Below are 22,862 nucleotides of genomic sequence, written 5' to 3' on the forward strand. Positions count from 1 at the left end.
AAATGAAATCGACAGGTTTCTCTTGTCCAGGGAAAAGAAAAAGTGGTGGCCCCACCCGAGGGTGGGGCCACCACACGACGAACCGGCGAGGCGCTAGAAGACGGGCGTCCCGCCCTGCGTCAGCTTCCAGTTGGTCGCCGCGAACGTCGACGGGTCGATGCTGCCCTTCGCCGTGGCGTAGGCGACCATCAGGTCGCGGACCTGGTTGGTGGAGCTGTAGGCGATCTCCGCGGCGGCGATGTGCGGGTAGCCGGAGCCGCCGTTGGCACGGTAGTTGTTGACGGCGACGACGAAGACCTGGTCGTCGGCGACCGCGGTGCCGTTGTAGGTCAGGTTCTTGATGCGCGAGCCCTCGGCCGCCGCGATGTCGATCTCGTAGTCGACGCCGGCCGCCATGTCGTACATGTAGTCCCAGAAGCTGTTGGCGTTGGTGAGGGTCGCGGTGTCGACCGCCGTGCCGGACGGGACCTGGTGGTAGTACTTCGCCGCGTACTCCAGGTAGTCCTTGAGCTGGGCGCCGGTGAGCTTCTTGCCGTACAGGGTGTTCTCGTAGACGTACAGGCCCGCCACGTCGCGGATCGTCACGTCACCGGCCGGGATGGTGGCCGTGCGGCTGAAGCACGCGGCCACCGAGATCAGCGGGAGCGCGGCGTCCGCCGCCGACAGGCCCGCCTTCACCGCGTCCATCTGGACCTGCTGGATGAAGTCGATGGCGGGGACGTCCTTCCAGCAGGCCTGAGCCGTCGACATCGCCACGGTGCTGGTGCCGATCGCGGTGTTGACGTACTTGACCACCAACTCGTGGTCGGCGGTGAGGAGTTCGGTGATCCGCAGGTCCTCCGCGACTGTGTTGCTGTTCAGGGTGGTGGCGGTCTTCTTGGTGACCTTCCAGGAGCCGTGCTCCCACTCCAGCTCGAAGTCGAAGACGGAGAGGCGGTAGCCGTAGCAGTACGGCTCGGACAGCAGGACGTCCTCGCCGGTCTCCGCGTTCTTCACCGTGTACGTCGGGACGTCGACGTGGGTGTGGCCGACGAGGATCGCGTCGATGCCGGGCACCTGCTCGGCGACCAGGTTCGACGCGTTCTCCACGTAGGGGAGTTCGTCGCCCCACGAGGTCGAGCCGTCCAGGCCCGAGTGGTCGGTGAGGAAGACGACGTCACAGCCGAGGGCGCGCAGCCGCGGGACGTACTTCTTCGCCTGCTCGACCAGGCCGGTGAAGGCCATCTTCCCGGAGACGTTGTCCTTGTCCCACAGGGCGATGCCCGGGTTGGTGAGGCCGAGGATGCCGACCTTGATGTCCGGGCCGTGCGGGACCTTGATGTGCTTGACGGTGTAGGGCCGGAAGGCGGGCTTGAGCGTCTTGGCGTCCAGGGCGTTGGCGCCGAGCAGCGGGAAGTCGCACTGCTTCTCGAAGGTGCGGACGACCTCTATGCCGTAGTTGAACTCGTGGTTGCCGAGGGCGGCCGCGTCGTAGCGCATCTCGTTCATGGCGATCGCCATGGGGTGCTTGGGGCCGCGCTTGCCGTCCTTGCCCGTGATCGGGTCGACGCTCGCGTAGTACGAGGCGAGGGAGGTGCCCTGGATGATGTCGCCGGCGTCGACGAGGAGGACCCGGCCCTCGCCCTTCTCCTTGCGGATGTTCTTCACCAGGGTGGCGATGCGGGCGATCCCGTAGGTGTTGCCCTTGGCGTCGACGGGCGCCGCGTTGGTGTAGTAGTCCCAGTTGAAGACGTGGCTGTGCAGGTCGGTGGTGCCCAGGATGGAGAAGGACCAGGTCTTGGGCGCCTTCGGGGGCTTGGCATGGCCGTGCCCGGACTCGGCGGCCTGGGCGCTGCCGGCGCCGACGGTTCCCGCGACGGCCACGGCGGCGCCGGTGACGGCCGACTTCTGCACGAACTCACGGCGGTTCATGGGATTGACGGGCATTCAGGACTCCTGGAAGGGCGGTGAGGACGGGCGTGGCGTGCGGGGCGGCGGGCTACCCGCGTAGATGCTTGCCGCACGCCCGCCTTCCGGGAACCAGGAACAACCCATGGCAGGGTCAAGGAATGGGCAGGAATGAACATGCCGGGCCGACCTGCCCACGCCGGCCACCGCCCGCAGTCGGCCCGCCGTCCGCCCGTCAACCTCAGTGTCACCGCAGTTGGTTGGCACTTCCACTTGAGAGCCAGGGCCTGACCGGCGGCGCCCCCGGTGGTCGTCACCGGGGGCGCCGTCGTGCCGTCCCGAGGGCTCTGCAGCCGTCGTACGGTCCCGAGGGCTCTACAGGAACGAGTTGATCTCGATCGTCTCGTCGCGGCCCGGGCCCACGCCGATCGCGGAGATCGGGGCGCCGGACATCTCCTCCAGCGCCTTGACGTAGTTCTGGGCGTTCTTCGGGAGGTCCGAGAAGGACTTCGCCTTGGTGATGTCCTCGGACCAGCCGGGCAGCGTCTCGTAGACCGGCTTCGCGTGGTGGAAGTCGGTCTGCGAGTACGGCAGCTCCTCGACGCGCTTGCCGTCGATCTCGTACGCCACGCAGACCGGGATCTGCTCCCAGCCGGTGAGGACGTCGAGCTTGGTGAGGAAGAAGTCGGTCAGGCCGTTCACGCGGGTCGCGTAGCGGGCGATCACCGCGTCGAACCAGCCGCAACGGCGGTCCCGTCCGGTGGTGACACCCCGCTCGCCGCCGATCCGGCGCAGCGCCTCGCCGTCCTCGTCGAACAGCTCGGTCGGGAACGGGCCGGCGCCGACGCGGGTCGTGTAGGCCTTGAGGATGCCGATGACCCGGCTGATCTTCGTCGGGCCCACGCCGGAGCCGGTGCAGGCACCGCCGGCCGTCGGGTTGGACGAGGTGACGAAGGGATACGTGCCGTGGTCGATGTCCAGGAGCGTGCCCTGACCGCCCTCGAAGAGGACGACCTTGTCCTCCTCCAGGGCCTGGTTGAGGACCAGGACCGTGTCGGCGACGTACGGAGCGAGCTTCTCCGCGTAGCCCAGCAGTTCCTCGACGACCTGCTCGATGGCGATCGCACGCCGGTTGTAGAGCTTGGTGAGCATCTGGTTCTTGACGTCGAGGGCCGCCTCGACCTTCTGGGTCAGGATCGACTCGTCGTAGAGGTCCTGGACCCGGATGCCGACGCGGTTGATCTTGTCCGCGTAGGTCGGGCCGATGCCGCGCCCGGTCGTGCCGATCTTCCGCTTCCCGAGGAAGCGTTCCGTCACCTTGTCGACGGTGACGTTGTACGGCGTGATGATGTGTGCGTTACCGCTGATCAGGAGCTTGGACGTGTCGACGCCACGCTCGTTCAGACCGCTCAGCTCGGAGAGCAGGACCGACGGGTCGACGACGACACCGTTGCCGATGACCGGAACACAAGTAGGCGAGAGGATTCCGGAAGGGAGGAGGTGGAGCGCATACTTCTGGTCGCCGACGACGACCGTGTGGCCGGCGTTGTTGCCACCTTGGTAACGCACCACGTAGTCGACGGAGCCGCCTAGCAGATCCGTCGCCTTTCCCTTGCCTTCGTCACCCCACTGAGCACCGAGCAGCACAAGTGCGGGCACGCGCGTACACCCCTTCCGGGCGGGGCATGTCCAAGGTCAGGGGCGTACGCGTAAGGTTCGGCGCCGCGTACCACCGCGACCGTCGTTGGCCGCACAACCGTCGGACCGGATGCCCCGGAATAGACGAAGCCCCTGGCGCAATAGCGCAAGGGGCTCTTGCACAGTGATGCTACCCGAGGAAGCGAGGCACGACCGAGGTGGCGACATTCGCGACGTCCGATCAGCTGCTGGTGATCATCGATCCGGCGGCACGGCAGACGGACGGTGAGTCCGTCCGGATCGTGAAAGACGTGCTCAGCGCGGGTGCGACCACGAAGGTGTGTCTGCCGGACGGCCCCGAGGAATTCGCCCGGGTACTTTCCCGCAGGGGGTCGCGGCGGCCGGTGGTGGTGGGCGACGACGGCGCGCTGATCCGTGCGGTGACCTTTCTGCACCGGCAGCGGGAGCTGGCCGAATGTGTGCTGTCCGTGGTCCCGGTGGGGGGCGCGCTGGGCGTCGCGCACGCGCTGGGGGTGCCCACCGGGGCGGTGGCGGCGGCGCGGGCGGTCCTGGACGGCGTGGAACGGCGCCTGGACCTGCTGGTCGACGACAGCGACGGGGTGGTGCTCGGCGCACTGCGGATCCCGCCGCTGGCGGCCGTGCCGGGGGCCGCGGAGGCGGTCGCGGCCCGGGGGTGGCTACGGCCGTACCAGACCCTCGTACGGTCCCTGTCCGCCCGCCCGGCCCAGGCCGTGCCCCGCCTGGGGCCCGCGCGGCTGCGGGTCGAGGTCGACGGGGAGACGGTGGTGGACCTCGACCAGGCGGTGGAGGGGATCTCGGTGACGCCCGGCCGCCGTGACGGGCTGGCCGAGGTGGAGGTGCGGCCGCTGTCGGTGGGCGCGGAGGCGACACCGATACGGGCCGCCGGGCGGACGGTGACGGTGACGGGCGCGGACTTCCGGTACCGGACCGACGTGGCGGTGGCGGGTCCGGTACGGCGGCGCACCTGGCGGGTGGTGGAGGGGGCCTGGGGGCTTACGGTGCCGGGGGCCTCGTAGCAGCGGGCTCGGCGACGCAGGGGACTTCCCGGGTCGCCCCGCGACGCAGGAGAACTCCCCGGGCCGCGGGCCGACCGCGGCTCAGGAGAACCCCCCGCGCCGCGGGCCGACCGCGGCTCAGGAGAACTCCCCGGGCCGCGGGTCGGCCGCGGCACAGGAGAGCTCCCCGCGCCGCGGGCCGACCGCGGCTCAGGAGAGCTCTCCCGGTCGCCGGCCAGCCGTGGCTCAGTGGGTCCGCTCGGGTATGTTCCCGTGCTCGGATGCGGATTCGTCCTTCAGCGCCACGCCCGTGACCTCCAGCTCCCGCGCCCTCCTCAGCAGATCCGCCAGCTTCCCCGCCGCCACCTCGTAGGTCAGCCCCAGCGGCGGCCGGATGTTGCTCAGGCAGTTCCGGTCCGCGTCCGTGGTCAGGCCCGGGACCGGCCGGTACGTCAGGTACGCGCCGAGGGAGTCCGCCGCCGACATGCCGGGGCGTTCGCCGATCAGGACGACCACCAGGGCCGTACCCATCGTGTGGGCGACGTCGTCGCCGAGGGCCACCCGGGCCTGTTCGGCCAGGACGACCGGGGCGACGCGCCAGTCGGGGAGGCGGGTCGCCGTGGCCCGCACCACCGCCGCCGCGTGCTCGTGCACCGCCCGGCTGGACAGCCCGTCGGCGACGACGAAGGCGACATCCCAGTCACCGGCCGGCAGGTGCGCCCGGTCCGTGGGGTGCAGGCGGCGGCCCAGGTCGGGGCGCTGGAGGTAGGTCAGCCGGTCGCCGGCCGCACTGCGGACCCGTACCGTCGGCAGCCCCGCCAGGCCCGCCGCCACCGCGTCCGGGTCGAACGGTGAGTGCACCGCGTCCCGGGCGGCCGCGTGCGCGGCCTGGAGGCCCAGCCGGTGGCGGGTGGGGAGGGCGGAGCCGGAGCGGCCGAGGCCGATCCTGGCCTGGGTGTGGCGGCGCAGCAGCGGCCACAGGTCGTCGGTTCCGTTGGCGGTCACCTCGGTCATGCGGCCAGCTCCCTTCCGATCGCCGTCAGCGGATGGCCGCTGACCTCGCGCACGCCGCCGTCCTCGGCCAGCAGCCCGATCGACTCCAGCCACGCCTCGAACTCCGGCGCCGGGCGCAGGCCGAGCACCTCCCGCAGGTAGAGCGCGTCGTGGTAGGACGCGGACTGGTAGTTGAGCATGATGTCGTCGCCGCCCGGTGTGCAGATCACGAAGGAGGCGCCCGCGACGGCGAGCATGGTCAGCATGGTGGCGATGTCGTCGTCATCGGCGTCGGCGTGGTTCGTGTAGCAGATGTCCAGGCCCATGGGCAGGCCGAGGAGTTTGCCGCAGAAGTGGTCCTCCAGGGCGGCCCGGAGGATCTGGCGGCCGTCGTAGAGGTACTCCGGGCCGATGAACCCGACGACGGTGTTCACCAGGAGGGGCCGGTAGCGGCGGGCCACGGCGTACGCCCTCGCCTCCACCGTCTGCTGGTCCACACCGTGGTGCGCGTCCGCCGACAGGGCGCTGCCCTGCCCGGTCTCGAAGTACATGACGTGGTCGCCGACCGTCCCCCGCCCCAGCCCACGGGCCGCCTCGTACGCCTCGTCGAGCAGGCCGAGGGTCACCCCGAAGGAGGCGTTCGCCGCCTGCGTACCGGCGATGGACTGGAAGACGAGGTCGACCGGGGCGCCGCGCTCCATCAGGTCCACGCTCGTCGTGACGTGACAGAGGACGCAGGACTGGGTGGGGATGGCGTAGCGGCCGATCACGCCGTCGAGGAGTTCCAGCAGGTCGCGTACCGCCTTCGGGCTGTCCGTCGCCGGGTTGATGCCGATCACCGCGTCGCCGGAGCCGAGAAGGAGGCCGTCGAGGAGGGCGGCCGCGACGCCCGCCGGGTCGTCGGTGGGATGGTTCGGCTGGAGGCGCGTGGCCAGCCTCCCCGGCAGGCCGATCGTGGAGCGGAAGGCGGTGACCACCCGCACCTTGCGGGCGACGGCCACCAGGTCCGCGTTCCCCATCAGCTTGGACACGGCGGCGGCCATCTCCGGGGTGAGGCCGGGCGCCACCGCGGCCAGGGATCCGGTGTCCGCCGCCAGCAGCCACTCCCGGAACTCGCCGACCGTCAGCCCGGCCACCGGCGCGAACGCCACCGGGTCGTGGGTGTCGAGGATCAGCCGGGTCACGTCGTCGGTCTCGTACGGGATCACCGGCTCGGTCAGGAAGGTGGCGAGGGGTACCTCGGCGAGCGCCCAGCGGGCCGCGACCCGCTCCCGCGCGCTCGCGGCGGCGAGGCCGGCCAGCCGGTCGCCGGAGCGTTCGGGGCTCGCGGCGGCCAGCAGACGGGCCAGGGAGTCGAAGCGGTGGCGTTCGCCGCCGAGGGTGGCCGTGTACGTGCTCATGGCGGCGACCGTACGAGCCGGGTGTTGCCGACAGATTGCGTCAGATTTCTAAAGGTCTGGTTGACAAACATTTAACGCCCCGAGACCCTCTACCGACTCATTCGGGCTACAGAGTTCCGGTCCAGTACAGCCAGCGAACAGCAGGAGAGGGGCCACCCCGATGGCAGTGGACGAGGGAGTCGCCCCGGCGACGAAGACAGACGGCGAGGGCGCGGTCCACCGGCTGAAGCCCAACGCGATCGGCCTGCTCGGGGTGGTCTTCATGGCCGTCGCGACCGCCGCTCCGATCACCGCGATGACCGGCAACGTGCCTTTCATGGTGTCGTCGGGCAACGGCATCGGGGCCCCGGCGAGCTATCTCGTCGCAATGGTCGTCCTGGCAATCTTTTCCGTCGGATTCACGTCGATGGCGAAGCACATCACGTCGACGGGCGCCTTCTACGGCTTCATCTCCTACGGTCTCGGCCGCACGGCGGGCCTGGCGTCGGGGCTGCTCGCCACCTTCGCCTACGCCGTGTTCGAGCCCGCGCTGATCGGCATCTTCTCGACCTTCGCCACCGGAACCTTCAAGGACCAGACGGGACTCGACATCCCGTGGTGGGCCTTCGCGCTGCTGATGCTCGCCGTCAACGCGACGGGCACCTGGTTCGGCGTCTCGGTCGCCGAGAAGCTCCTCGTGGTCCTGCTCGGCACCGAGGTGACCGTCCTCGCGGCGATGGCGATCTCGGTCGCCCTGCACGGCGGCGGCCCGCACGGCTTCACCTTCGGCCCGGTCAACCCGGTCAACGCCTTCAAGGGCACGTCGGCCGGCCTCGGTCTCTTCTTCGCCTTCTGGTCGTGGGTCGGCTTCGAGTCGACGGCGATGTACGGCGAGGAGTCCCGCGACCCGAAGAAGATCATCCCCAAGGCCACGATGATCAGCGTCCTGGGCGTCGGCGTCTTCTACGTCTTCGTCTCCTGGATGGCCATCATCGGCAACGGCGAGACGGAGGCCGTCAAGGTCGCCTCGTCGGCGAACCCGCTCGCCCTGTTCTTCAACCCCACCGAGCACTACGTCGGCCACTGGGCGGTCGACCTCATGCAGTGGCTGATGATCACCGGCTCGCTCGCCTGCGGCATGGCCTTCCACAACTGCGCCTCCCGCTACATGTACGCCCTGGGCCGCGAGGGCGTGCTCCCCTCGCTGAAGAACACCGTCGGCCGCACCCACGCCAAGCACGGCTCTCCGCACATCGCGGGCCTGGTGCAGACGGTGGTGAGCGCGGTGCTGATCGTCGGGTTCTGGGCCACGAGCAAGGACCCGGCCAACGCCCTCTACGTCCTGCTCGCCATCCTCGGCACGATGGCGATCCTGGTCGTGCAGGCGGTGTGCTCGTTCGCGGTGCTGGTCTACTTCCGCAACAACCACCCCGAGAGCCGGCACTGGTTCAGGACCTTCACCGCCCCGCTCGTCGGCGGCATCGCGATGCTCGCGGTGGTGCTGCTCCTGGTGTCCAACATGAGCGTCGCGGCCGGCTCGGAGTCCGGCTCGCCGGTACTGAAGGCGACGCCGTGGCTGGTGGCACTGGTGGCGGCGGCGGGCGTCGGCTACGCGCAGTACCTCAAGCGCCGCTCGCCCGAGCGGTACGCGCTGCTGGGGCGGACGGTGCTGGAGGAGACCAAGGAGCGGTAGGGGCGCACGGGTGCGACGGTTCGTGGAAGCGGAGTGAAGGTTCCACTGTCCGGGCTGACGCCTCGCACCCGCGTCCGTACGGTGCGTCCATGCCAGGTGAATTACCAGCGGGGCGTAGGGTCGTCGCCGCAGCAGCCGGACGTACGGTCGCCGCATGGGCCGCCGGCGTCGTCCTCGTCGTCACACCCGGGACCGCGAGCGCGGCATCCGCTCCCCGCACCTTCCAGTACACCTGCGATTTCGACGTCATCGGCGGCCAGCCGATGACAGCCTCGGTCGTGTGGAACGTCTCGGACACCCACGTGGTCGGCCGGCCCACGCCCCGACTGCCGGTGACCGCGTCGGCGACGGTCGGGGCGCTCATCCCGCAGGCACTGCGGCTGGCCGGCGCGGCAAGCCTCGAGGGCACGGCGAAGGTGACCGCCGTCGTGGCCGCGCCGCAGGGGAACGTCCCCGTCACCATGCCGATGGACGTGCCCGTGACCCAGATCCCGTCCTCCGGGTCGATGACGGTCCCGGCGAACGGGACCGCGCCGTCGCTGACCTTCACCAAGGCGGGCATCGCGACGATCGTCGTCGGCGCGATCGACCTGAGCATCACGCCGAGGCAGGCGGACGGCAGCGAGACAGTGCTGCACACGGTGAACGCGTCGTGCGGCGTGGACTCGGACCAGGACAGGGTTCTGGCGTCGTTCCGGATCCTGCCCAAGGCACAGCGGCAGCCCTCGCCCACGACGTCGGGGACGGGGGGTGGGGGCCATGGCTCCGGGGCGGGGTCGGGGTCTGGCTCCGGGTCGGGGTCAGGCTACGGGTCGGGGTCAGGAGCGAGGGCGGGGGCTCAGGGAAGTCAGGGGACCTCGGGAACTCATCCGGGTGCCTCCCGCAGTCCCGACCCGAGCGGCTCGGTCACCGCGAGCGGTACGGCATCGGCATCGGGCGGCGCTCCGACCTTCGCCGCGCCCAAGGCCGACTCCGACCGCCGCTCCAGCGCGCAGGACCGCACGGCCTTCCCGGTCCTGCTGCGCGCGGCGGCCGGCGTGCTGGTGGTGGCTTTGGCCGCGGTGGGCAGCGCGATGTGGTTCCGGCGGCGCCGAGGTGCCGATGGCTGAGGGCACGGCGGGCGAGGAGGAGCAGCCTCGTCACATCACCAACGCGAACAACTACGGCGAGGGCCCACTGACCGTCGCCGGATCCATCGGGGTGCAGAACAACAATTACGGCTCCCCCGAGCAGCCTCAGCACGGGCTGGCGGCGAAGGCGGACCAGTTGGCCGAGTTCGTCCGGCAACGCCGGCAGGACGAGGAGACACAGCTCGGCATCCGGGATCCCCAGCTGCTGCCCGTGCGCTGGGAACCTCCGGACGACAAGGCGTTGGCGAGGGATCACCCGGAACTCGTCTGGGAAGACGCGCGCGAGGGGAACCTGAGCGGAGGTCTGGACGGGATCGCCGCGTTCTACGGGAGCATCCCGTCCGGCCGCCTGGTGGTGCTGGGCAGGGCCGGCTCGGGAAAGAGCGTGCTGGGCATGCAGTTCGTACTGCAGTGGCTGAAGAGACGCCCCCGTGGCGCACCCGTACCGGAGATCTTCAGCCTCGCCTCGTGGAACCCGGAAGCGGAACCGCTGAACGAGCGGCTGAGCCACCAGCTGGGCCGTGACCAGCCCTGGCTGACCGCCGTCGCCTCCGACGGCGGGATGACGCTGGCCGAGAAGCTGGTGAGCGCGGGGCTGATCCTGCCCGTCCTGGACGGTTTCGACGAGATCCCCAGAAGCCTCCGCGGCGCCGCGCTGCGGCAACTCTCCGAGACATCCATGCCGTTCGTCCTCACCAGCCGCTACGGCCAGTACAAGAACGCGGTCAGGGGCAGGGGGCTGCACAAGGCCGCCGTCGTACGACTGGTCGACCTGCCCCCGGCCGACTCGGTGACATATCTCCGGTTCAGCAGTCCCCCGGACGCCAAGTCGGCGTGGGACCCGGTGCTGGCCGACATGGACGCCAACCCTTACGGTCCACTGCGCCAGGCGCTCTCCACACCGCTGATGGTCGCCCTGGCCGCGGCCGTCCACGGCGAGCGCGGCACCAGCGGCCCCGATGCGCTGCTGGACGCCGCGGAGTTCCCGACCCCGGACCGCCTTGAGCAGCACCTTCTCACCGCGTTCCTGCCCTCGGTGTACCGGCGCCCGGCGCAGGCACGACGCGCGCAACGCTGGCTCACCTACCTCGCCCACGATCTGGAGCAGCGCAAGACCCACAACCTGGCCTGGTGGGAACTCGGCACGACGCTGCCGCTCCGGCAGCGCACGGCCGTGATCGCGTTCCTCGCGGGCCTGTCCTTCGCCGTCGTCACCGCGATCGGGAACATCCCCGTCGATCTGGTCGCCACCTCGCACGGGCTCGGCTTCGCCGTCCGGCGCGGGCTGGTCGTCGGCTCGCTGCACGGGCTGCTGCTCGGCGCGGCGTTCGGATTCATCTACCACCGGGCGAGCGGCAACGACCTGCTGAAACCGTCACCGATCGAGATCACGCTCCGCCGCGATGCCCAACGGCAGCTGGGGGAGAAGCTGTTGAGCAGAATCACCATCGGTTCACTGGTCGCGCTGGCGGGCGCGGTCGCCATCGTCGCCGTCGACCGCTCCGTCGTGCCCTGGCTCGGCCTCGATGACGGGCTCGGCGGCGGGCTGGTGTCCGCGGCCCAGTTCCCGCTCATCGTGGGTCTCGGGACCGGACTGGTGCTCGGCATCACGGCCTGGCTGGAGGCAACGGTCGACGTGAACAAGTCCGTGAGCTGCGTCGGCCTGTTGCGGATGAACCGCAGGAACGTGCACGCCCACATCCTCGTCTGGGCGCTCGTGTTCGGCTTCATCGCCTGGTTCTCGGGCAGCTTCACCGAGACCCCGCTCCGCAGCATCCAGCTGGGCCTCGTCTTCGGCATCGAGGGCGCGTTCGCCGGCGGCCTCGGGTACGGGCTCTGTCTGACCGCGTGGGGGCAGTGGGTCGCGCTGGCCCGCGTCTGGCTGCCGTTGACGGGCCGGCTGCCCTGGCGGCTGGTCACGTTCCTCGAGGACGCGTGCGACCGACGGGCGTTGCGGCGGGCGGGGGCGGTGTACCAGTTCCGGCACGGACGGTTGCAGGAGCAGTTGACGGCACTCGACGAGAAACCCTGAGGGCACCTCAGTCCCGCCCGAAGAGCTCGTCCCGGTGCACCCGCCACCGCTCCATCATCTCCACGATCTCCCCGTCCACGAACTCGAAGAACGCGAGCGTCTCGGCCATCCGCCGTCCCGCCGGGGTGTCGGCGCCGAGGCTGCTCACGCCCTCCCGCAGCGCGCCCTCCCATCGCTTGATCACGGCATCCCGGCTGGTGAGAGCCTCGTACCACTGGTTGCTGTGCACCCGGTACCGCTCCCGCCGCGACCCCGGCTCCCGCTCGCGCGCGACCATGTGCTGCTGGGCCAGAAAGCGCACCCCGCCGGACACCGCCGCCGGGCTGACCTGCAACTGCTCCCCCAGCTCCGCCGAGGTCAGGGTGCCCGAGTCGGAGGACAACAGGGCTGCGAAGATCCGGGCCGGCATGCGCTGCATCCCGGCCTCCACGAGCTGCGCCGCGAAGCTCTCCACGAACTTCGAGACGGCCTCCTGATCGCGGCCCACCGCATCCGTAGTCATGGTCACCAGCCTATCCGGGCTTCACTCACTTTCTACGCTTCCTTAACTTCACAACTTTCTGAAGACAGCGTACGTTCTGAACCATGACGAAGGCAATCACGGTCGCCGGGCTGCACAAGTCCTTCGGCCGCACCCAGGCCCTGGACGGCCTCGACCTGGACGTCGAGTCCGGCGAGGTGCACGGCTTCCTCGGCCCCAACGGCGCCGGGAAGTCCACGACCATCCGGGTCCTGCTCGGCCTGCTGTGCCCGGACTCCGGCGCCGCGCAGATCCTCGGCCGCGCCCCCTGGCAGGACGCCGTGGAGGTGCACCGCAGGATCGCCTACGTCCCCGGCGACGTGACCCTCTGGCGCAACCTCTCGGGCGGCGAGGTCATCGACCTCTACGGCCGGTTGCGCGGCGGGCTCGATGCGCGTCGCCGCGCCGAACTGCTGGACCGCTTCGAACTGGACCCCACCAAGAAGGGCCGCACCTACTCCAAGGGCAACCGCCAGAAGGTCGCCCTGGTCGCCGCGTTCGCCTCGGACGTGGACCTGCTGATCCTGGACGAGCCGACCTCCGGCCTGGACCCCCTGATGGAGGAGGTCTTCCAGCGCTGCGTGGAGGAGGAGCGCGACCGCGGCCGTACGATCCTGCTCTCCTCCCACATCCTGAGCGAGGTCGAGGAACTCTGCGACCGCGTCAGCATCATCCGTAACGGCCGTACCGTCGAGTCCGGTTCACTCGCCGACCTGCGCCATCTCACCCGCACCAGCGTGACCGCCGAACTCGCCGGTCCGCCCAACGGGTTGGCCCACCTCCCCGGCGTGCACGACCTCGACGTCCAGGGCCACCGTGTCCGCCTCCAGGTCGACTCCGAGCAACTCACCTCCGTCCTGCGCTCGTTGACCGAGACCGGGGTGCGCTCCCTGACCTCCACCCCGCCTACCCTGGAAGAACTCTTCCTGCGCCACTACCAGGACGAGGCGGCCGTCCGATGACCACCCTCACGGGCACCGGCACCCTGCTGCGCTTCGCGCTGCGCCGCGACCGCCTGACGACCCCGGTGTGGATCGCGGTGAACGCGCTGATGGTCCTCTCCATGCCGAACACGCTGAAGACCCTGTACGGCACGGAGTCCGAACGCACCCATCTCGTCCGCCAGTTGGGGACCAACGCGTCCTTCCGGGCCCTGATCGGCCCGCTCCATGACACCTCGCTGGGCGGTCTGACGGCGTGGCGGGTGGGCGTGTACGCCGGTCTCCTCGCGGCCGTGACCAGCCTGCTCATCGTCGTACGGCACACCCGCGACGAGGAGGAGACCGGCCGCGCGGAACTGCTGGCCTCGGGCGCGGTGGGCCGCCGGGCGTCGCTGACGGCGGCCCTGCTGGCGGCTCTGGTCGCGAACGCCGTACTGGCCCTGCTGATCACAGCGGGCCTGGCGGGACAGGGGGCCGCCGGGGCACTGTCCTTCGGGCTCGGACTGGCCGCGACCGGCATGGTCTTCGCGACGATGACGGCGATCGTCGCCCAGCTGACCGAGAGCGCACGCCTGGCCAGGGGCCTGACGTCGGCCCTCCTGGGCGCGGCCTTCGTGCTCCGCGCGGCAGGCGACTCGGCGACGGACGACGGCTCGTCACCACTGACGTGGCTGTCCCCCCTGGGCTGGCTGGAGAACCTGCGCCCGTTCGCGGCCGAACGCTGGTGGGTGCTGGCGCTCTTCGCGGCAGCGGTGCTGGTGCAGGCGGCAGTGGCCTACGTCCTGGCCGGCCGCCGCGACCTGGGCATGAGCTTCTTCCCCACCCGCCCCGGCCCGGCCGCCGGCCGCCTCGGCTCCGCCGCCGCCCTGGCCTGGCGCCTCCAGCGGGGCGGGGTGCTCGGCTGGTCGCTCGGCTTCTTCCTGGCGGGGATCGTCTTCGGCGGACTGACGGACGGTGCCGCCGACCTCGTCGGCGACAACGCCAACGCCCGTGAGATCTTCGAGCGGATGGGCGGCCGGAGCGGGCTGACGAACGCGTTCCTCGCCTCGATGGTCGGGATGCTGGGCCTGGTCGCCGCGCTGTACGTCGTGGCGTCCGTCCTGCGCCTGAACGGTGAGGAGACCTCGGGCCGCGCCGAACCCCTGCTGGCCTGTGCGGTGGGCCGACTGCGCTGGGCGGCCGGGCATCTGGCGATCGCCTTCGGCGGCTCGGCCCTGATCATGCTGCTGGCGGGCCTGGGCTTCGCGGTCGGCTACGGCAAGGAGGTGGGCCCGGTCCTGGGCGCCTGCCTGGTACAACTCCCGGCGATCTGGCTGATCGGCGGCCTGACGCTGCTCCTCTACGGCGTCGCCCCCCGGCTGGCCCCGGCGGCCTGGGGCGTGGCGGTGGCAGTGCTGCTGATCGGCTGGGTGGGCCCGGCACTGGACGCCCCGCAGCTCGTCCTGGACCTGTCCCCCTTCGCACATCTGCCGAAGCTGCCGGGCGGGGAGACGGCATGGGGGCCGGTGCTGATCCTCACCGGGCTGGCGGCGGCGCTGACGGGCGCGGGACTGGCGGGGCTGCGCAGGCGGGACCTCACGACCTGACGGCCGGCCCCGGGAACCTCGCCCGGCCCGCACACGTCCCTCCCGGGCATGGGACAACGTATGCAGGCCGTGGCGGGCTGCCTGACGGCGGCCGTCGGCGCCGGTGCGGGACTCGCCGTGTGGACCGTCGACTTCCGGCACCGGTTCTCGCGCTTCGAACAGACCCCTGACTGGAGCGTGCTCTACGCCGAACTGCCGCTGGCGGTCCTCGGCGGGATCGCCGTGTCCCTCTGCGTCTGGGCCCTGGTCCGGCGCATCGGCCGCTGAGAAGCCTGCACGGTGCAACCATTTTCCGGCTCGCCGTGTCTTCTGCCACAACGTTGATCCGGACGATCCGGAGGGGGAGCCAGATGGCACGGCAGCTGACGGAGCGCGGAACCGCGGAGGGACAGAGGCAGCGGCGGATACGCCGGGCAGCCGTGTCCGGTGCCTGCGTGGCCGGTTGCGCGGCCGGCGCGGGACTCCTCTTCCAGGGCTACAACGCCCATCTCCCCTGGTGGACCATCTGGCCGTTCACCGCACTGTGTGCCGGCTTCGCCGCGTGGGCGGGGGCCGGGACAGGCCGTGAGAACAGGATCCGCAAGGAGACGCTGGAACCCGGCGAAGCTCTGCTGAGCACCTACACCGTGAAGCCGCCGTTCACCCCGGCACGCCAGCCGACGCCCTACGAGAACGCTCCCTACCAGCTGCGGCTGACCACCCGGAACCTGCAACTCTGGGAGCACGCCGACCTGCTGTGGACCTACCCCTGGAACGGCCTGCGGTTGCTGGTCGACGGGCCCCGGCTGCGCGTCTTCCACCAGGGCCAGGAGGCCGGCCTCCTCCAGCTGGAGCACCCGGGCGCGGTCCAGGAAGTCCTGCGCGCGGCACGCCGCCTAGGAGCCGCCTGACGTCACCCGCAGACCCTCCAGCCCCCTGATGACGAAGTTGGGCTTGCGTTGCGGCTCTTCCGCGAGGCTCAGCGTCGGGGCCTTCTCCAGCAGGGCCGTCATCGAGGCCGCCAGCTCGATACGGGCCAGTGGCGCGCCGATGCAGTAGTGGATGCCGGCGCTGAAGGAGATGTGGGGGTTCTCGCTGCGGGTCAGGTCGAGTTCCCCGGGGCGGTGGAACACCTCGGGGTCGTGGTTGGCGGAGCCGAAGAGCATCGCGATCTCCGCGCCTCGCGGGATCGTCGTGCCGTCGATCTCGATCTCGTCCAGCACCCAGCGTTCGAAGAGCTGGAGCGGGGTGTCGTAGCGCATCAGCTCCTCCACGGCGGTGGGGACCAGGGCGTGGTCTGAGCGGAGGGCGGCGAGCTGGGCGGGGTTGCGGAAGAGCGCGTACCAGCCGTTGACCGTGGCGTTCACGGTCGCCTCGTGGCCGGCGTTGAGGAGCAGGACGGCCGTGGAGATCATCTCCTGCTCGGTGAGCCGGTCGCCCTCGTCGTGGGCCGCGATGAGCCCCGAGATGAGATCCTCGCCGGGCTCGTCGCGCCGCTCGGCGATCAGCCCCCGCAGATAGTCGGAGAACTCCACCGAGGCCCGGACGGCCTTGACGGCCGTGTCCTGCGAGGGGTTCAGCTCGTACATGCCGCAGATGTCCGCCGACCAGGGCCGCAGCGGGGCCCGGTCCGCCTCCGGGATGCCCAGCATCTCGGCGATGACGGCGACGGGGAGTGGTTCGGCGACGTCGGCGAGCAGGTCGCCGCCACCCTTGTGGACCAGGTCGTCGACGAGTTCGCCGGCGAGCTTCGCCACGTACGGTTTGAGCCGCTCGACGGTGCGCGGGGTGAACGCCTTCGACACCAGGCGGCGGATGCGGGTGTGGTCCGGGGGCTCGAGGTCGAGCATGCCGTGGTCGTTGAGCGTGTGGAACGGCTCGTGCTCCGGCGGCGGTGCGGTCCGGCCGAAGTCCTCGTGGCTGAACCGGTGCTGGTACGCCCGCCCCAGCCGCCGGTCCCGCAGCAGCGCCGAGACGTCGGCGTGGTGCGGGACCAGCCACTGGTCGGTGGGCTCGAAGTACTGCACCCGGCCCCGGGAGCGGAGCTCGGCGTAGGCGGGGTACGGGTCGGCGAGGAAGTCCGGGTCCCAGGGGTCGAAGGCTGCCATGGACGGACGTTAGACCGCCGGTCCCCCTCCTGACCAGGGGTGTCTTTGGGGCTTACGGGTTGGGCAGGGTCCACCACTGCCAGGTGTTGGAGCCGCAGTTGCGGACGTTGATCCCCGCGTGCTCGCGCTGGTCGCCGTTGTTCTGGATGCTCAGGCACTGGCTGTTGACGTCCGAGCGCAGCCAGCTGCCGTCCTTGTACCAGCGCTGGTTGGCCAGGCCGTGGCAGTCGCCGACGACCTGGGCCGCCGCGTTGACCTCGCCGTTCTTCACGTCGAGACAGTGCTGCTCGGCGCCGTTGACGAGCTTCTTGCCCGACCAGTACCAGAGCTGGTTGCCGGTGCCGGCGTTGCAGGTCTGTACCTCGACGTTGTCGCCGTTGGAGGCCAGGCACTTGCCGTTCAGCTGCGTGGTGATCTGGAAGTACTGCGGCACCGCGGTCGCCTGGAAGGGCAGGGCGGTGACAAGGAGGGGGACAGCGGCCAGGGCGAGCGCGGTCAGGCCGCGCTCCAGGTACTTGATCATGAGTCCTGGTGTAGCGGGGTCATATGGTCCGCCAAAAGGCTGCGAGCAGGGGCTTCACCCGACTGGCGGAACGGTTTCACCGGCCTTGAGGTGATCGTTGCGGGCGCCACCGAGCGTGGCGCAGCTCCGCTCAAGCCACGTCAGGGCGTGAATCGCCGCGTCCTCACGGGTGCCGGGCGACCGGTGGGCTGCCGGTCGGATTGGCCGCCCACGACCTCGGGGTCGAACATGACGATCGCCCCGGCCAGGACCAGGGCCGTGACCGGGCCGGCCAGCATGACCAGGAGGAAGGACAGCAGGCTCGTCGAGGACTGGCCGCCCGTCTGCATCTGGGCGACATGGACGCTCACCGCGGCCATGCCGGTGTAGTGCATGGTCGACACGGCCGCGCCCATCACCAGGCTGGCCACGACGGTCGCCCACACCGCGCTGATCGACACCGCCGCCCAGAGCGCGGCGGTCGCGGCGAGCACGGCGATCACCACGGAGAGGACGACGACCGTGGCGTCGTAGTGCACGGTGCCGCCGGTGTGCACCGCCGTCATGCCGAGGTAGTGCATCGCCGCCACCCCGAGACCGGTGAGGACGCCCGCGGCGCCCAGGGTGACGGGGTCCGAGCCCCGGTAGCCGACCAGGAAGACGCCGACGGCGACCACCGCGATGGCGACGAGGAGGCTCAGCAGTGTCCGGCCGGCGTCGTAACTCACCAGGGCGCCGTCAACGCTGAAGCCGATCATCGCGATGAAGTGCATGGTCCAGATCCCGCAGCCGAGGGAGATCGCCCCCAGGGCCAGCCAGCCCAGCCGCCTCTCGCCACGCCCGCGGCCTATCGAACGGGTCGTGCAGCGCAGGGCCAGCACGGCACCCAGACATGCCATCAGATACGCGACTATCGGGGTGATCAGGCCATAGTGGAACTCGGACACGTCAGCGGTCATCGCGGGCAACTTTCTTCACGCGAAACGGGGCGCCGGCACCTCCCGCCGGGGAGAGCGGGAGGGAAGCGAAAGAGTGGGGAGTGAAGGGGGGAAAGAAGGAAGGGGAATCAACAGGGCAGCTGAAACAAGCCATCTGGCCGATTCCTTCACTATTCAAACACAATATGAGCACACTGTGTCCGCAGCTGTACGGCTCGCGACCGAATCGCAACAACGATCATGCTTATGGCATGTGCGCCCCAGTTCTTCCGCTAGCCCGGTGTCACCAGCCGTGCCTCGTAGGCGAAGACCGCCGCCTGGGTGCGGTCCCTGAGGCCCAGCTTCACCAGGATGCGGCTGACATGGGTCTTGATGGTCGACTCGGCCACCACCAGGCGTTCGGCGATCTCCGCGTTCGAGAGGCCCTGGGCGATGAGGACGAGGACCTCCGTTTCGCGGTCGGTGAGGTCGCCGTAGGCCGCGTGGGCCGTGGGCATCACGCGCGGCGTGTCGGAGAGTTTGGCGAACTCCGTGATCAGGCGCCTGGTGACCGAGGGGGCCAGGAGGGCCTCACCCGCCGCCACCACCCTCACCCCGTCGGCCAGTTGGCGGGCCGAGGCGTCCTTGAGGAGGAAGCCGGAGGCTCCGGCACGCAGGGCCTGGTAGACGTACTCGTCCAGGTCGAAGGTCGTGAGCACCAGAACCTTCGCCATGCTGTCGGCGGCCACGATCTCCCGCGTCGCCTCGATGCCGTTCAGCTCGGGCATCCGGATGTCCATCAGGACCACGTCGGGGGCGAGTTCACGGACGCGGTCCACCGCCTCACGGCCGTTGACCGCCTCGCCGACGACCTCGATGTCCGGCATCGCGTTCAACAGGACCGAGAAGCCCTCGCGCACCATCATCTGGTCGTCCGCGATCAGTACGCGGATGGTCATGCATCACCTTCGGTAAGGGCGACGGCCGGCAGGAAGACCGTCACCTCGTAGCCTCCCTCGGCCGTCGGGGCCGCTGTCATCTCGCCGTTCAGCATCGACACGCGCTCCCGCATACCGGTGATGCCGTGACCGGCGCCGGGAGAGGGCTTGAGGAAGGCGGGCTGGGGGGCGGGGCCGTTGACTATGCGCAGGCCCAGGCCGCCGATCACGTATCCGATCTCCACCCGGGCCGGCGCGCCCGGCGCGTGGCGCAGGGTGTTGCTGAGAGCCTCCTGGACTATGCGGTACGCCGACAGCTCCACGCCCTGCGGGAGTTCACGGACCGCACCGGTCACCCCCTTGTCGACGGCCAGGCCCGCCTCCCGCACATTGGCGAGCAGCGCGTCCAGGTCGGCGAGGGTGGGCTGCGGGGCGTCCGGGGCCTCGTAGTCCTCGGCACGGACCACGCCCAGGACCCGGCGCAGCTCGGTGAGCGCCGCCACCGCGTTCTCCCGGATCGTGACGAACGCCTTCTCCAGCTCCGGCGGGGGGTTCTTCACCCGGTACGGGGCGGCCTCCGCCTGGATGGCGACGACGGACATGTGATGGGCCACCACGTCGTGCAGTTCACGGGCGATCGTCGTGCGCTCTTCGAGGAGCGTGCGCCGGGAACGCTCGTGCGCCGTCTCCGACTGCTGGGCGGTCACCGTCTGTTCGGCCTCCCGGCGGATCTGCCGGACGGTGGCGGCGAGCAGGGCTATCGCGGAGACCACCAGCATCGGCCCGACGTTGTCGTCGTAGTGGCCCCCGCCGAAGGCCGAAACAGCCGCGAAACCGTAGAGCGCGGTGAACACCCACATCCAGGCCGCCGTGCGCGGGCGGGTGCGGACGGCCACGACCGTGAGCACCACCAGGTGGGAGATGAAGTTCCCCGGCGCCCAGGGCCATTCGTCCCAGGCGCTGCCCAGCACGGCGCCGACCCAGGTCGCGACCAGGGACAGCCAGAACGCGGCGACCGGGCGCGCCAGCGTGAGCAGGACCGGCGCCAGCGCGAACAGGCCGGACACCAGGGCCCCGATCTGCCCCTGCGGGCGGTCCGTGACGGACGCCAGCAGCGCCACCCCGCCGGCCGTGGCCACCGCCAGATGCGGGGTCCAGACCGCGTACTCCCGCAGCCAGCCGGGGAGCCGGCGGACGAACGGGCGGTCGCCGCTCAGCGGGGGAAGCGGGCGGTAGGCGAAGGCGTCGTGGAACAGGTCCTGCCGCAGCCTGCGCAGGGCGTCCATCGCCGCCCGGGACTCCGGGCTGCGCGGCTTGTACGGCTCGAACGCGCTGTCCGGCGGCTCCGGTGGCGTGGAGTTCGTGTGGGTCGTCTCGGTCACATACACGACCGTAGGCGGAGGCCGGGGTCGCCGTCGTCACCAGTGAGAAGGGTCCTTCGGCATCCCTCTCAGGTACTACGAGGACTGCCCCAGGGGGTCCGGGGGCCGTCAGTACCCCGACGGCCGCACCAGCCCCGACTCGTACGCGAACACCGCCGCCTGGGTGCGGTCCCTGAGGCCCAGCTTCACCAGGATGCGGCCCACATGGGTCTTCACGGTCTGCTCGGCGACGACCAGCCGCTCGGCGATCTCCGCGTTCGACAGCCCCTGCGCGATCAGCGTGAGGACCTCCGTCTCGCGCTCGGTCAGATCACCGACGCGTGTCTTCAGCGGGGCGCGCACCCCGCCGCCGTCCAGCTGGGAGAACTGGGCGATCAGCCGACGCGTGACGCCGGGTGCGAGCAGCGCGTCGCCGGCCGCCACCACCCGGACCGCCTCGGCGAGCTGGTCCGCGGACGCGTCCTTGAGCAGGAACCCGGACGCCCCGGCCCGCAACGCCTCGTACACGTACTCGTCCAGGTCGAAGGTGGTCAGCACCAGCACCTTGATGTCCGGGCGTTCGCCGACGATCCGGCGGGTGGCCTCGATGCCGTTGAGCTCGGGCATGCGGATGTCCATGAGGACGACGTCCGGGGTGAGTTCGGCGACCTTCACCACGGCTTCCAGCCCGTCCACCGCCTGGCCGACCACCTCGAGGCCGGGCTGGGCGTTCAGCAGCACGGTGAAGCCCTGCCGGACCATCTGCTGGTCGTCGGCGATGACCACGCGGATGGGGCTGCTGCCATTGCTGCTCGTCATGCGCGGCCGTCCTTCGAATCAAGGGCAGGGATGGTGCCGGTGCGATCCGTGGCACCGGGCAGGGCGCCGGGGGTGTGGCGGGGCGCCAGGGCCGCGGCGGCACCGGCGGCCGGCAGCCGTGCGAAGACCTGGTAGCCGCCGTCCGGCCGGGGCTCCGCCGTCAGCGCGCCGCCCAGCATCGCCGCCCGCTCCCGCATGCCGAGCAGTCCGTGCCCGGCGCCCGGCGACGGCGGAGCGGGCCGGGTCGGCCGGGTGTTTCCGACCCCCACCAGCAGCCCGTACGACATGTACTCGATCTCGACATGGGCGGTGGCCCCCGGCGCGTGCCGCAGGACGTTGCTCAGCGCCTCCTGCACGATCCGGTACGCCGACAGCTCCACGCCCGGCGGCAGCGGGCGGCGGTTGCCGACGATCCGCGCGGTGACCGTCAGACCGGCCGCCCTGGTGTTCTCGACCAGCGCGTCCAGCCGGTCCAGGGTCGGCTGCGGGCTGTGCGGGCCGGCGCCGGTGTCGTCGGGCGGGTCCTCGTCGGGGCTCTCCGAGCGCAGGACGCCCAGGACTCTGCGCAGTTCGGTCAGCGCCTCCAGGGCGTTGTGCCGGATGCCGTCGAGGTTCTCGCGCAGCTCGTCCGACGGGTTGTCCACCAGGTGTGGGGCGACCTGGGCCTGGATGGAGATGACCGACATGTGGTGGGCCACCACGTCGTGCAGTTCGCGCGCGATCCGGCTGCGCTCCTCCAGCAGGGTGCGCCGGGCCCGCTCCTCGGCGGTCAGGGTGGACTGGTGACTGAGCTCCGCGCGTGCCTCGCGGCGGCCGCGCAGCGCCGCGCCGAACGGGATGACCAGCGCGGACAGGGCGATGGTCACCACCGTGGTGGACACGTGCGGTCGCCCGCCCAGCTGTCCCTCCAGGAAGAGGGTGACGAACGCGGTCAGCACCAGCGCCTCGACGGCCACCCGGAACCGGACCCGTAGCGAAAGGAGCAACAGGACCAGCAACTGCGCGATGATCCCGGTCACCGGCCACGGCCAGGTGAACCGCATTCCCGGGGGCGTGTCCAGCCGGTCGAGCAGCGCCACCGCGCCCACCACCATGCCGCCCGTCGAGAGCCACCACGCCGGGATCGGCCGCCACATGGCGAGGACGACCGAGCCGCCCTCCGAGAGCGCGAGCAGGAAGGCGCCGCCGAAACCCAGCCGTCCGTGGTTCTGCAGCTCGGACAGGCCGGCGAACGTGATGACGACCGCCGTCAGCCACAACACCCCGTGCGGCAGCCAGCGCAGCCACACCGAGGGGGGCAGGGGGTCCGCCCGCACGGTCCACAGGTCGTCCCGCAGGATCCGCAGCCCGAGCAGGACGCGGCCCGCGAACGCCCGCCGGCTCCCCGTTTCCGTCACGTCGG

General features: G+C 70.7%; 20 protein-coding genes. 8 read left to right on the forward strand and 12 right to left on the reverse strand.

Annotated features, from left to right (window positions below):
- Positions 1–93: 93 nt before the first annotated feature.
- Together AB0D59_RS36100 and AB0D59_RS36105 are read right to left on the reverse strand one after the other, a co-directional pair.
- On the reverse strand, positions 94–1,926 hold the full coding sequence (locus AB0D59_RS36100; RefSeq protein WP_362574728.1) for a 5'-nucleotidase C-terminal domain-containing protein: 1,833 nt from the start codon (positions 1,924–1,926) through the stop codon (positions 94–96).
- A 336-nt stretch (positions 1,927–2,262) separates the two neighbouring features.
- On the reverse strand, positions 2,263–3,546 hold the full coding sequence (locus tag AB0D59_RS36105; RefSeq protein WP_362574730.1) for an adenylosuccinate synthase: 1,284 nt from the start codon (positions 3,544–3,546) through the stop codon (positions 2,263–2,265).
- 197 nt (positions 3,547–3,743) lie between these two features.
- Between AB0D59_RS36105 and AB0D59_RS36110 the strand changes: the two genes are divergently transcribed.
- Complete coding sequence (locus AB0D59_RS36110) at positions 3,744–4,583, forward strand: diacylglycerol kinase family protein (protein WP_362574732.1); 840 nt, start codon at positions 3,744–3,746, stop codon at positions 4,581–4,583.
- 225 nt (positions 4,584–4,808) lie between these two features.
- Here AB0D59_RS36110 and eutC read toward each other — a convergent pair whose 3' ends face one another.
- Positions 4,809–5,576 carry an ethanolamine ammonia-lyase subunit EutC gene (gene eutC / locus AB0D59_RS36115; protein WP_362574734.1) on the reverse strand — a complete coding sequence of 256 codons (768 nt, stop codon included), beginning with the start codon at positions 5,574–5,576 and terminating at the stop codon, positions 4,809–4,811.
- The gene (locus AB0D59_RS36120) at positions 5,573–6,955 is read right to left on the reverse strand and encodes an ethanolamine ammonia-lyase subunit EutB (RefSeq protein ID WP_362574736.1); all 1,383 of its coding nucleotides are present in this window, start codon (positions 6,953–6,955) and stop codon (positions 5,573–5,575) included. Before AB0D59_RS36120 ends, eutC begins: the two co-directional genes overlap by 4 nt.
- A 160-nt stretch (positions 6,956–7,115) precedes the next feature.
- Here AB0D59_RS36120 and AB0D59_RS36125 point away from each other — a divergent pair, with 160 nt between their 5' ends.
- From AB0D59_RS36125 to AB0D59_RS36135, 3 genes are all read left to right on the forward strand, one after another.
- Positions 7,116–8,627 (forward strand): APC family permease, encoded by a 1,512-nt coding sequence (locus tag AB0D59_RS36125; RefSeq protein ID WP_362574738.1) that lies wholly within the window; start codon positions 7,116–7,118, stop codon positions 8,625–8,627.
- 89 nt (positions 8,628–8,716) lie between these two features.
- Entirely contained in the window at positions 8,717–9,736 is a 1,020-nt protein-coding gene (locus AB0D59_RS36130) for a DUF6801 domain-containing protein (protein WP_362574740.1), read from the forward strand.
- Positions 9,729–11,789, forward strand: a complete 2,061-nt coding sequence (locus AB0D59_RS36135; RefSeq protein WP_362574742.1) for an NACHT domain-containing protein — start codon at positions 9,729–9,731, stop codon at positions 11,787–11,789. The genes AB0D59_RS36130 and AB0D59_RS36135 overlap by 8 nt, the downstream gene beginning before the upstream one ends.
- A gap of 7 nt (positions 11,790–11,796) precedes the next feature.
- Here the strand turns inward: AB0D59_RS36135 and AB0D59_RS36140 are convergent, their stop codons facing one another.
- A complete protein-coding gene (locus AB0D59_RS36140) occupies positions 11,797–12,291 on the reverse strand; it encodes a MarR family transcriptional regulator (protein ID WP_362574744.1) in 495 nt (164 codons plus the stop codon).
- A gap of 83 nt (positions 12,292–12,374) precedes the next feature.
- On the opposite strand from AB0D59_RS36140, the gene AB0D59_RS36145 reads away from it, so the two are divergent.
- The 4 genes from AB0D59_RS36145 to AB0D59_RS36160 all read left to right on the forward strand — a co-directional run bounded on the left by AB0D59_RS36145 (position 12,375) and on the right by AB0D59_RS36160 (position 15,726).
- On the forward strand, positions 12,375–13,271 hold the full coding sequence (locus tag AB0D59_RS36145) for an ABC transporter ATP-binding protein (protein ID WP_362574746.1): 897 nt from the start codon (positions 12,375–12,377) through the stop codon (positions 13,269–13,271).
- A complete protein-coding gene (locus tag AB0D59_RS36150; RefSeq protein WP_362574748.1) occupies positions 13,268–14,836 on the forward strand; it encodes an ABC transporter permease in 1,569 nt (522 codons plus the stop codon). Before AB0D59_RS36145 ends, AB0D59_RS36150 begins: the two co-directional genes overlap by 4 nt.
- A 48-nt stretch (positions 14,837–14,884) precedes the next feature.
- Positions 14,885–15,103, forward strand: a complete 219-nt coding sequence (locus AB0D59_RS36155) for a hypothetical protein (protein ID WP_362574750.1) — start codon at positions 14,885–14,887, stop codon at positions 15,101–15,103.
- An 83-nt stretch (positions 15,104–15,186) separates the two neighbouring features.
- On the forward strand, positions 15,187–15,726 hold the full coding sequence (locus AB0D59_RS36160) for a hypothetical protein (protein ID WP_362574752.1): 540 nt from the start codon (positions 15,187–15,189) through the stop codon (positions 15,724–15,726).
- Here AB0D59_RS36160 and AB0D59_RS36165 read toward each other — a convergent pair.
- The 7 genes from AB0D59_RS36165 to AB0D59_RS36195 form a co-directional block, all read right to left on the reverse strand.
- Positions 15,712–16,923 carry a cytochrome P450 gene (locus tag AB0D59_RS36165; RefSeq protein ID WP_362574754.1) on the reverse strand — a complete coding sequence of 404 codons (1,212 nt, stop codon included), beginning with the start codon at positions 16,921–16,923 and terminating at the stop codon, positions 15,712–15,714. The genes AB0D59_RS36160 and AB0D59_RS36165 overlap by 15 nt on opposite strands.
- Before the next feature lie 52 nt (positions 16,924–16,975).
- A complete protein-coding gene (locus AB0D59_RS36170) occupies positions 16,976–17,446 on the reverse strand; it encodes a ricin-type beta-trefoil lectin domain protein (protein ID WP_362574756.1) in 471 nt (156 codons plus the stop codon).
- 140 nt (positions 17,447–17,586) lie between these two features.
- Positions 17,587–18,384 carry an MHYT domain-containing protein gene (locus AB0D59_RS36175; protein WP_362574757.1) on the reverse strand — a complete coding sequence of 266 codons (798 nt, stop codon included), beginning with the start codon at positions 18,382–18,384 and terminating at the stop codon, positions 17,587–17,589.
- A gap of 251 nt (positions 18,385–18,635) precedes the next feature.
- Positions 18,636–19,301, reverse strand: coding sequence for a response regulator transcription factor (locus tag AB0D59_RS36180; RefSeq protein ID WP_362574758.1), 666 nt, complete (start codon positions 19,299–19,301; stop codon positions 18,636–18,638).
- Positions 19,298–20,662, reverse strand: coding sequence for a histidine kinase (locus tag AB0D59_RS36185; protein WP_362574760.1), 1,365 nt, complete (start codon positions 20,660–20,662; stop codon positions 19,298–19,300). Before AB0D59_RS36185 ends, AB0D59_RS36180 begins: the two co-directional genes overlap by 4 nt.
- A gap of 108 nt (positions 20,663–20,770) precedes the next feature.
- Positions 20,771–21,460 (reverse strand): response regulator transcription factor, encoded by a 690-nt coding sequence (locus tag AB0D59_RS36190; protein WP_362574762.1) that lies wholly within the window; start codon positions 21,458–21,460, stop codon positions 20,771–20,773.
- The gene (locus tag AB0D59_RS36195; protein WP_362574764.1) at positions 21,457–22,857 is read right to left on the reverse strand and encodes a sensor histidine kinase; all 1,401 of its coding nucleotides are present in this window, start codon (positions 22,855–22,857) and stop codon (positions 21,457–21,459) included. Before AB0D59_RS36195 ends, AB0D59_RS36190 begins: the two co-directional genes overlap by 4 nt.
- Between the last annotated feature and the right edge of the window lie 5 nt (positions 22,858–22,862).

The sequence above is a fragment of the Streptomyces sp. NPDC048417 genome (assembly GCF_040651615.1).
In the GTDB taxonomy this organism is placed as follows: Bacteria; Actinomycetota; Actinomycetes; order Streptomycetales; family Streptomycetaceae; genus Streptomyces.